Source organism: Marinovum sp., assembly GCF_034669705.1.
GTDB lineage: Bacteria > Pseudomonadota > Alphaproteobacteria > Rhodobacterales > Rhodobacteraceae > Marinovum.
The window spans coordinates 57,908-67,670 of sequence record NZ_JAXMOR010000026.1; the positions used below are offsets into that span (position 1 = coordinate 57,908).

General features: G+C 60.6%; 8 protein-coding genes. 5 read left to right on the forward strand and 3 right to left on the reverse strand.

Going from position 1 to position 9,763, the window contains the following annotated elements:
• The first annotated feature begins 93 nt into the window (after positions 1-93).
• Together VOI27_RS16850 and VOI27_RS16855 are read left to right on the forward strand one after the other, a co-directional pair.
• A complete protein-coding gene (locus VOI27_RS16850; protein ID WP_323766631.1) occupies positions 94-1,050 on the forward strand; it encodes a TAXI family TRAP transporter solute-binding subunit in 957 nt (318 codons plus the stop codon).
• Positions 1,051-1,134: 84 nt separating this feature from the next.
• Positions 1,135-3,084, forward strand: a complete 1,950-nt coding sequence (locus VOI27_RS16855) for a TRAP transporter fused permease subunit (protein ID WP_323766633.1) — start codon at positions 1,135-1,137, stop codon at positions 3,082-3,084.
• Positions 3,085-3,088: 4 nt separating this feature from the next.
• Here the strand turns inward: VOI27_RS16855 and VOI27_RS16860 are convergent, their stop codons facing one another.
• Positions 3,089-3,997: a LysR family transcriptional regulator gene (locus VOI27_RS16860; protein ID WP_323766634.1), complete on the reverse strand. Its 909-nt coding sequence runs from the start codon at positions 3,995-3,997 to the stop codon at positions 3,089-3,091.
• Positions 3,998-4,135: 138 nt separating this feature from the next.
• On the opposite strand from VOI27_RS16860, the gene VOI27_RS16865 reads away from it, so the two are divergent.
• The 3 genes from VOI27_RS16865 (at position 4,136) to VOI27_RS16875 (ending at position 8,197) form a co-directional block, all read left to right on the forward strand.
• Entirely contained in the window at positions 4,136-5,098 is a 963-nt protein-coding gene (locus VOI27_RS16865; protein WP_323766636.1) for a D-2-hydroxyacid dehydrogenase, read from the forward strand.
• An 11-nt stretch (positions 5,099-5,109) separates the two neighbouring features.
• On the forward strand, positions 5,110-6,288 hold the full coding sequence (locus tag VOI27_RS16870) for a M24 family metallopeptidase (protein ID WP_323766638.1): 1,179 nt from the start codon (positions 5,110-5,112) through the stop codon (positions 6,286-6,288).
• Between the two features lie 679 nt (positions 6,289-6,967).
• The gene (locus tag VOI27_RS16875) at positions 6,968-8,197 is read left to right on the forward strand and encodes an integrase family protein (RefSeq protein WP_323766640.1); all 1,230 of its coding nucleotides are present in this window, start codon (positions 6,968-6,970) and stop codon (positions 8,195-8,197) included.
• Between the two features lie 503 nt (positions 8,198-8,700).
• Here the strand turns inward: VOI27_RS16875 and VOI27_RS16880 are convergent.
• On the reverse strand, positions 8,701-9,153 hold the full coding sequence (locus VOI27_RS16880; protein ID WP_323766642.1) for a DDE-type integrase/transposase/recombinase: 453 nt from the start codon (positions 9,151-9,153) through the stop codon (positions 8,701-8,703).
• Between the two features lie 4 nt (positions 9,154-9,157).
• Positions 9,158-9,532: an IS3 family transposase gene (locus VOI27_RS16885; protein ID WP_323766644.1), complete on the reverse strand. Its 375-nt coding sequence runs from the start codon at positions 9,530-9,532 to the stop codon at positions 9,158-9,160.
• Positions 9,533-9,763: the final 231 nt, after the last annotated feature.

The window sequence follows — 9,763 nt, forward strand, 5'->3', positions numbered from 1 at the left end:
TTCTCTGACCAAGCCGATGTCCTGACGGGCAGAAGACCCGCGGGCCGGGTGGCTGGTCGCGGTCATGCGCGAACTCTGGGAGGAAACCACCATATGAGACATGTTCTAGCAGGGATGGTCGCTGCAACCATCGGCCTGGCCGCCGCAACGGCCGCCAGCGCCCAGACCGTCACCATCGTGACCACCGCGCCGGGGGGATTCACCAACTCGACCGGTGCCGCGATCGGCAAGGTTCTGGGCGACGCTGGCGGCGTCCGCGCCGTCATCACGCCGCAGCAGTCCTCGGGCCTGACGGATATCAATGCCGGGATCGCCGACTTCGGGATCACCACGGTTCCCGATGTGATCTTCGCCGTGGCGGGAACCAACGACTATGCCGAAAACGGCCCGCAGTCCGACCTTCGGATCGTGGCACGCATGACGGCGCTGCGCGGCGCGGTCTTCGTTCGCGATGACAGCGACATCAAGGAATATGCAGACCTCAAGGGCAAGCGCATGCCTTGCGAATACGCCGCCCAGGTCTCGGGCAACCCGATGCTTGAGGTTGTCCGCGCCACGGCAAACATCACGGTGGACGATCTGGAATGCGTGCCGACACAGAACATCCCCGGGTCGGCCATCCTGCTGTCCGAAGGCAAGATTGATGCGATGTATTTTGCCGTGGGCTCTGGCCGGGTCAAGGAAGCCGCGGCCAGTGTCGGCGGTGTGCGCGCGCTGAATTTCCCCGAGGACGAAGCGGCGCTGGCCAAGGCGCAGGCCATCGTGCCCGAGATCTATCCGATGCGCGTCGAGGCCGACCCGGCGCTTGACGGCTTTGCCGAGACGACCGACATTCTGGTCAATGACCTGGTCCTCTTTGCCAATGCCAATGTGCCCGATGCGGTGGTGAAAGAGATCGTCGCCACCATTCACGCCAACAAGGCGACGCTGCTTGAGGTCTTTCCCGGGCTGGCATTGTTTGAGCCTGACCTGATGGCCCGGAACTATGGCGGTGTGAGCTATCATCCCGGCGCGGAAGAGTTCTATCGCGAAGCAGGCATCTGGCCCTGAACCTTCACGCCCCGTGTGACGTGGGTTGAACTTGACAGGCGTCAGGCCCGCCGGATCTGACGCCTGTCGCTTCGGGAGAAGCGCGTGACCAAATTGACCAACGCCATGGCGGCGATCATGACGCTGATTGCGCTCATCTGGGCCGCCGATGCCCTGCGCATGGTGGGCATTGCCGTCTACACCGAGCAATATATCGCGCTGCTGCTGGCGTTTGCCTTTCCGCTGATCTACCTCACCCTGCCCGCGCGCAGGACCATCGCCCCGGTGCTGGAGGACGACGACGACCACGATCCGATCCAGAGGGATGTGCCGTGGTATGACGTCGCCGCCGCCGGTCTGGGCTGTGTCCTGTCGCTCTATGTGGTGCTGCGCTTCCCCGACCTGTCGCAGATGACGGCGACACGGCCACTTGAGGGGCTGATCCCGGCCATCGTGATGATCTGTCTGGTGCTCGAAGGCGTCAGGCGGTCGTCGGGCACGATCATCGCGCTGGTTGTGGTCTCGGCTCTGGTGCTGGCCTTCGTCGGACACCTGCTTCCGACGTCGATCTCGGGGCGCAAGATCCTGCCCGACCATTTTGCCTATTTCCTGCTCTGGGACTCGACTGCGATCCTCGGGCCGGTGCTGACGATCGTGACCACCATCGTGGTGTCCTTCGTGTTCTTCGGCACGGTGCTGTTCAAGACCGGCGGGGCGGCGTTCTTTACCGATGCCTCCGCCAGCCTGATGGGCCGTTACCGGGGCGGGCAGGCCAAGATCTCCATCATGGGCTCGTCGCTCTTCGGCACCATCTCGGGCTCCGTCGTGGCCAATGTGGTGACAACCGGCGTGGTCACCATCCCGATGATGAAAAAGGCCGGGTTCCGCGCGCAACTGGCCGGCGCGATCGAGGCGGTGGCCTCGACCGGCGGCCAATTGCTGCCGCCGGTGATGGGCGTCACGGCGTTTCTGATGGCGGAGTTCCTGCAAGTGCAGTTCGCAGCCGTCGCGCTGGCGGCGCTGGTGCCGGCGCTCCTGTTTTATGTCGCGCTGTTCATTCAGGCCGATCTGGAGGCCGCGCGCGCCAATATGCGCGGGCTCGACCCCAGCGAAATCCCTGACGGGCGAAAGCTTCTGAAGGTAGGCTGGTATTTCCCGATCCCGTTTGTCGTGCTGATCGTGGTGCTGTTTGTCCTCAAGTATCGGCCGGAAACGGCGGCACTTCTGGCAACCGCGTCGATCTTTGCGACCGTCCTCATCTTCGGCTTTCGCGGCAAACGCCCGAGCCTTGCCCAATGGTTCTTCATCTTTCGCGATACCGGGCTCAAGGTGCTGGACATTCTCATGGTGGCCGCAGCCGCAGGGATCGTGATTGCGACGCTCAACTACACCGGGCTGGGGTTCGGGCTGACGCTGGCGATGGTCCACCTGTCGGGCGGCAGCCTCGTCGCCCTGCTCGCGATTTCGGCGGTGGCCTGCATCATCCTGGGCATGGGGATGCCGACCACGGGGGTCTATATCCTACTGGCGACGCTGATCGCGCCCGCGCTGATCCAGATGGGCGTGGAGCCGATGGCGGCGCATCTTTTCATCCTCTATTTCGGCTGCCTGTCGATGATCACGCCGCCGGTCGCCATCGGTGCCTTTGCCGCCGCCAACATCGCCCGCGCCGACCCGCTGGCCACAGGGTTCGAGGCCGTGCGCTTCGGTTGGGCGGTTTTCGTGATCCCGTTCCTGTTCGTGATGTCGCCCAGTCTCTTGCTGCAGGGGCCTGCCGGGCTGATCGCCTTCGACATTGCCACCGCCGTCGCGGGTGTCGCCATGGGGTCGGTCGGGGTTATCGGCTATGGGTTGCGCCGGCTTGGCCTTGTCGCAAGGGCGCTGCACCTCGTGGCGTCGCTGTGCCTTCTGATGCCGCTGAAAGACGTGGCATGGGGCGGTACCGCCAATGCCGTGGGCATCGCGCTCGGGCTGGCGATCCTTGGGTGGCAGGTCTTTGGCCCGTCGGTGCCCGGCCGTGCGCGCCTGCGGTCCGGAACCGAAGGCCCGCGCTGAGACGTCAGTCGGCCGAGCCGGGCAGGTCGACCGCGACCTGATGGAACAGCCGCGCCAGCGTGGTCGGCGCCCGGTCGCTGCGTGTGAGGATGCCAAAGACCCGGGGGGCCAGCGGGTGCGCGATCTCGACGCATTTCAGCAACCCGAGTTCAAGCTCATCGCGGATGAGCTGCTCTGACAGCAGCGAGATCGCATCGGTCATCCGCACGATCTTGAGCAGGGTGGCGATGGTCGAGGTTTCGATCAGCCGTTTCGGCAAGGCCCAGCCGCTCGTCACATAGAGCGCCTCGATCTGCTTGCGAAACGTGCCGCCACTTGGCGGCAGCGCCCAGACCTCGTCGTGCAATGTATCCAGTGACAGGCTGCCGTGGCGGGCCAGGGGATTTTCGGGCCGCATCGCCAGAACCGTTTTGGCCTCGAAGAGCGGCGTGAAGTCATAAGCGCCGTCGTCCGCAACCTGCCCGCTGGCGCACACGCAGACATCAAGCGCGCCGCGATCAAGCTGATCGATCAGGGCCTCGTCCGTGTCTTCGACAATCTCGAACTCCACATCCCTGGTCTGGGCCAGGATGCGCGATATCGTGTCGGGGATGATGTTGCTGGTGGCAAGCGGGGTGCCGCCAATGCGCAGCTTTCCCGTGATGCCCTGCGTGGCAAGGTCGATGTCGTGCACCACCGCGGCAATCAAGGCGTCCACCTCTTCGGATCGCTGGGCAAGAAGACGCCCGGGCTCGGTCAGGACAGCCCCGTTGCGCCCGCGTTCCACCAGCGTGACCTTGAGGATGTCCTCAAGCCGCTGGATGCTGAGCGACAGCGCCGGTTGCGACAGCCCGAGCGCCCTGGCCGCGCTGACAAATGTGCCGTGACGGCCGACCGCGGCCAGATGCCTGAGATGGCGGGAGTCCAGGTTCATTAGCGCTGGTTATGGAAATGGGTCATTTTCCAATTGGCGCAAATAGGTCCGGGCATGTCAAGTTTCCCGCGTCGGACCCGTGACATTGCGGTTTGCTTGTCCGATCCGGTGGCGATTTTGACAGGACAGGAGGCTGGTATGACAGGTGCGTCCGGCAGGAAGACGGTCCTGATCCGGGATACGGAGGCGGACTGGTATGCCGAACAGTTCAGCACACGTTGTCCGGGCTTTGACTATCTCAGCGCCACCGACAACGAGACAGCCTTGCGGCATGCACCCGCGGCGCAGGTCGTCATCGGGCTGGCTCCGGTGTTAGTCCCGGATCTGTTCGCCGCCGCGCCGCGGCTGGAATGGGTGCAGGCGCTGACCACCGGCGTGGACAATCTGCTGGCGATGAAGACCCTGAAGCGCGACGTGACGCTGACCAACTGCAGCGGCTTTCATGGCCCGCAGATGTCGGAACTGGCCTTCCTCATGATGCTGAGCCTGAACCGGAACGCCCAGCGGATGACCCGCAATCAGGCCGCCAGAACGTGGGAGCGCTGGCCCCAGCGTTTGCTGTTGAACAAGACCGTGACGATCCTCGGGGTGGGTGCGATCGCCGAGGAACTGGCCAGCCGATGCAACGCCTTCGGCATGACCGTCACAGGCGTTTCGGACGGGCGCGAGACCGTACCGGGATTTGCCCGGATGTACCGCCGTCAGGCGCTTCACGACGCGGTGGCGACGTGCGATTTCCTGGTCGTCCTGACGCCCTACAGCCCCGACACCCATCATATCGTGGACGCAGGGGTTTTCGCGGCGATGCCCGAGCATGCGTTTCTGATCAACATCTCGAGGGGCGGGTGCGTCGACGAGGCCGCGCTCCTGCACGCGCTCACGAACCGAGAGATCGCAGGCGCCGGTCTGGATGTCTTTGCCAGCGAACCGCTTGATCCGCAGGACCCGCTCTGGTCTGCCCCGAATGTCCTGATCACGCCGCATATCGGCGGGATGTCAGATATCTATCGCCAACAGGCCATGCCGCTGGTCGCCGCGAACCTGAACGCCTATGCGGCGCACGGGGCGTCGGCGCTGAATGGCCTGATCACCCGCAGCTGAATGGAACCGTCATGACCACGATCTCTCCGATCACGGATACGGAAATGAACCGACGCTGGGATGTCGCGCGCGATGTCATGGCGCAAACCCGCGTCGACGCCATCGTCATGCAGGCCCGCGAGGACTGGATGGGGGGCTACGTGCGGTGGTTCACCGATGTGCCCGCGCTGAACGGTTATCCCCGAACGGTCATCTTCTATGCTGACAGGCCGATGACGGTGGTCGAAATGGGCGCCTTCGGCTCGGTGCGCAATCTCGGCGGCTCCGACGCCGAGATGCGCGGTGTCGACAAGATCTTCTGCACGCCCTCCTTCGTCAGCATCCTGTCGACGCTCGAAGACGATGCCGACCTGGTGGTGGCCGACCTGTCGCGGAATGGGGTCAAGACCGTTGGGCTGCTGGCCGGCGCGGCGCTTCCGCATGCGCTGATGAGACGGCTGGAGGCGATGGCGCCCGGCGTCGCGGTGAAGGATGTCACCGATGCACTGGATCGCGTCAAGGCGGTCAAGAGTGCGGAAGAAATCGCGCTGATACACGCGACCGCGGCGCTGCAGGATCAGGTTTTCGCCGAGGTCTGCGACTTCATCCGGCCTGGTCTGACAGATCGGGACGTGATGGCTCGTGCCGAAGCTGTCGGCCGCCGGCTGGGCAGCGATCAGGGGATCTACCTAGGGTGCTCCGCGCCGATGGGCACGCCGTCCCGCTTCAAGGGCCGGCATTTCCAGCAACGGAACCTGGCGCCGGGCGATCACCTGTCGATGCTGATCGAAGTCAACGGTCCGGGCGGGCTTTACCTGGAAATTGCCCGGACGATGGTTCTGGGCGCCGCTGACGATCACCTGTTGCAGGCGTTCGAGAACGTGCGCGAGGCCCAGGATCATTCGTTGTCACTGATGGTTCCCGGCGCGCTTCCGGCCGAGATTTTCGCAAGTCACAACCGCTGGATGGCCGAGCGCGGTCTGCCCGAGGAAAACAGGCTCTATGCCCATGGACAGGGCTGCGAGATGGTCGAACGTCCGCTGATCCGGCAGGATGAGACGTTGCCATTGGCAGAGGGCATGCTTTTGGCTGTACACCCGGGCTATGACGATGGCCGGGTCTTTGCTGTGATTTGTGACAACTACATGATCGAAGCGGACGGTCCCGGCCCGTGTCTTCACAAGACGGAAAAGAAAGTTTTCGAACTCTGACCCGCAGCGCGCCGGCCGGCGGCCTGTCTTCCTTCGGCAAACTGGTCAAAATGCAGGACCACCTCTGGTAGAGCTCACGCTCACGTGCTCTTCGTGCCAGATATTTAGTTGCAGAGTGTTCCAGCGCAACCCGCCAAGATCATGGTTTTGTTTGTGTTTTTCATTCTGCTTTGCTAATTTGGCGAAGAGCTACTTAAGAGAGAAAACCCCTCGGGTTCAATCAAGGCTCACGCATCGAATTAAGCTCTCGAGCAACTTCGTATTCTCCGTTCTTTTCCGTGAGCGTCCGGACGATGTTGGCCGAGAAGTTTCGATGCATGGCCGCGCCACGTAGCATGATGCCCCGAGACCGCCCGAGGAATGTCGCTTGATCGTCCCCAGTTTCTCTGGACTGAACATGAGAGCGTCGGCCAAGCGGTCGCCTCAGGATGAGGCTGTGTTCTGCGGCAATGTTGAATGGTGACCCCGGCAGGATTCGAACCTGCAACCTGACCCTTAGGAGGCAATATAACGCTCTTCGATATCACCTGATATCACCCTGTAATGCAATGATTTTATTGAATATTTCTCCTTCGCAACACAGGGATCGGCCAATATCACTCACAATCCAAACCGTTCGCAAACAGTTCGAACCCGCTCCGGACAGTTTGGACAGTGGTAGACTCGAAGAGGAACAAACGTGCCAGAACAAGATTTCCAACCGTCGCTCAATGTTACCGAAAAACTGACCGAGACTCGCCTCAAAGCCAAGAGATGGGAAGGCAAATCATATCAGGTCCGGGACGCATCTCTTCCAGGATTCTTTGCGGAAGTGAACAAGAACCGAACATCCTTGAAAATTCAAGCCGACCTTTGGGTCGGCGAAACCGGCAGAAAAATCAAAGTAAGAACCGTTCGGCACACATTAGGTCAAGTAGGCGAGATCCCTCTGACACAGGCCAAGCTCCTTGCCGCCGAGTATCTTCACAAAATCAAAGCTGGCATAGACCCTTTCGCTACTGAGAAGGCGCCTATCCACCACTGGTCTCACAGAGAACTCATCGAAAACTATATAGATGAGTGTATCGATCGAGACTTAAGAGACGCGACAGTCAATGGCTATCGAAAATCTCACAGACTTTATCTTTCGGACTGGGATAGCAAGCCTGCGAATTCCATAAAAAAATCTGATGCGCGTCTGCTCTTCAAGAAACTTACAGAGAGCAATGGCAAAATCGCAGCCAATAAGGCCATGAGGCTTATGTCGGCTGCTCACAACTGGGCCAAACGCCTTGACGATGAGAACATACATTTCGACATCAACCCGATCGAGGGTGTCACACTCCACACAGAAAGAGGTAAGAACAGGTCTTTGCTGCCCGAGGAGCTGCCTTCTTGGAAGGATAAACTGGACGCCTTGGAGAACCCAATTCGGCGTGAAATGCACTATATCAACCTTTACTCGGGGCTAAGAACCAGGACCATCCTGCAAACCCAAAAAGACTGGATTGACAAAAGAAATAGCGTCATTCACTTCCCCGGCCACGCAATGAAGAGCAGGCGGGATTTTGACATGCCAATGTCTCGACAAATACTACATCACGTTGAAAGGGCGCTCAACTTCAGCGACACATTATTTCCCGGCTCTCCATGGCTTTTCCCGACTTGGTCAAGAAAAGACAAGAAGATCATTCACTCCGCAGTGATAAGAGAAAAGACCATGCCAAGTTTGACGGGCAGAATACTGCGTAAAACGCACCGCACATTCGCAGAACGCATCAAAATCAGCAAAGTCAACGCGCGGCTTCTGTTAGACCACGCCGTTCCTGACATCGACGGAGTTTACATCGATGACCAAGCGCTATTCCAGCCATTGATGAGAGACCAGCAAGCGATCTCAGATGAAATCGAGAAAAATCTGCAGCTTTAAGAAACCCTCACGAGCACAGTATCAATTGAGCCACCTGGACAAAGTACTCCATTTTGGCGGACTTCTGCTTGGGTCTACAGATTATTTGTCATGATCGCATTAGCAATAATGGATGGGTGCCGAGAATGCGGAAATCTCGGCACCCGTTCACATATAAGATGCGCGTTAGACTATTCCCCGGCTTCTCTGTCACGCTCCATCCATTCGCGAACTTCATCCTCTCTGTACTGCGGGAATAGCCCGCCTCGGGTGGCAGCGTCGTCGTCGGTGAGCCTGCGAAGCCGCTTTACCTCCACGCGACTGATAGCACATCCTTGCGGATGTCGGTCGAGTCCGGCGGCCGTTTTCTTCGGATTGCCTAAGGCATAGACGGCACCTGACACTGTGCGGGCGGTCGAAGGTAGCGCCCCCCCCGGTGCGTCGTGTCAGAAGACAGGATCAAGCTGTCAATCGGCAGGCAATCTTGACCCCCTTATGGAGTGCGCCCCTCGGGGTGGACACGATCACGCGGCGGTTTTGACAGGTGTGCGGGCGTTGCGGTCCTCGAACTGTGCGGGGCTGAAATACCCCAAGGCTGAATGCAGGCGACGCGTGTTGTAAGCTTCGATGAAGCGGGGCACGCCGTCGGCCACATCCTCGAACGTTTCGTATTCCATCAGATAGGCATCTTCCACCTTGAGCGTCTTCATGAAGCTCTCAGCCTGGGCATTGTCGTAGGGATTGCCGCGCCGGCTCATGGAGCCGACGAAGCCGTGTTCCGCGAGCAGGGCGCGATGCATCTCTGATGCGTATTGCGAGCCGCGGTCCGTGTGAAACACGCAACCGGGCAAAGGCCTGCGCAACGCAATCGCCTGGCGAAGCGCCTTCACGGCGAGGCGCGCATCGATGCCTCGGCCGATCGCATGGCCCACCACGCGGCGGGACCAGGCATCGAGGAGAGAGACCTTGTTCGCCACTGGTTCAAGAACAATGGTCGAGCGCGGCGTAGGCGAAGCCACCGGTGATCGTGATGTAGGTCAGGTCGGCCACCCAGAGCTGGTTCGGGCCATGGACCTCGAACCCTTTCGCGACGAGCGGGAAGATCGGACTATCGTGATCACTGTCGGTCGTGCGGACAAAACGTCTTCGTCGCCGCGGATCCAAATCGTTTTCCTTCATCAGCCGCCGGACCTTCTTGGCATTCACGATGAAACCGCGGTGACGGAGCTCGGCATCAACGCGGCGGTAGCCATAGCCCTCGAACTCGTCGGTGATGTCGCGAATTTCGGCCACGATCACCGCATCTGCGGGCCTGCCGATGGGTGCGGCATAGAAACTCGATCGGGCCACCCCCATCAGCTTGCACCCCCGTTGGATCGAGAGGTTGGCGGGCCGACGGTCGCGGATGTAGGCACGCTTCTCGGCGAGGGTCTGGAGAGTTGACCCCCTTTTAGAAACTCTCTCTCGATGACGTGCCCCCCGCAAAATCCCTCACCATGAAGTAGAGTTTGCCCAACCTATGTAGGAGCAGACGAATGCGAAAGAGCCGTTTCACCGAGGCGCAAATCATCGGGATGATCAAAGAGC

Excerpts from the sequence above, each read along its gene's own strand:
- VOI27_RS16860 (WP_323766634.1), bottom strand. The coding sequence starts at position 3,997 with ATGAACCTGGACTCCCGCCATCTCAGGCATCTGGCCGCGGTCGGCCGT.
- VOI27_RS16885 (WP_323766644.1), bottom strand. The coding sequence starts at position 9,532 with ATGGGGGTGGCCCGATCGAGTTTCTATGCCGCACCCATCGGCAGGCCC.
- VOI27_RS16870 (WP_323766638.1), top strand. The coding sequence starts at position 5,110 with ATGACCACGATCTCTCCGATCACGGATACGGAAATGAACCGACGCTGG.
- VOI27_RS16865 (WP_323766636.1), top strand. The coding sequence starts at position 4,136 with ATGACAGGTGCGTCCGGCAGGAAGACGGTCCTGATCCGGGATACGGAG.
- VOI27_RS16850 (WP_323766631.1), top strand. The coding sequence starts at position 94 with ATGAGACATGTTCTAGCAGGGATGGTCGCTGCAACCATCGGCCTGGCC.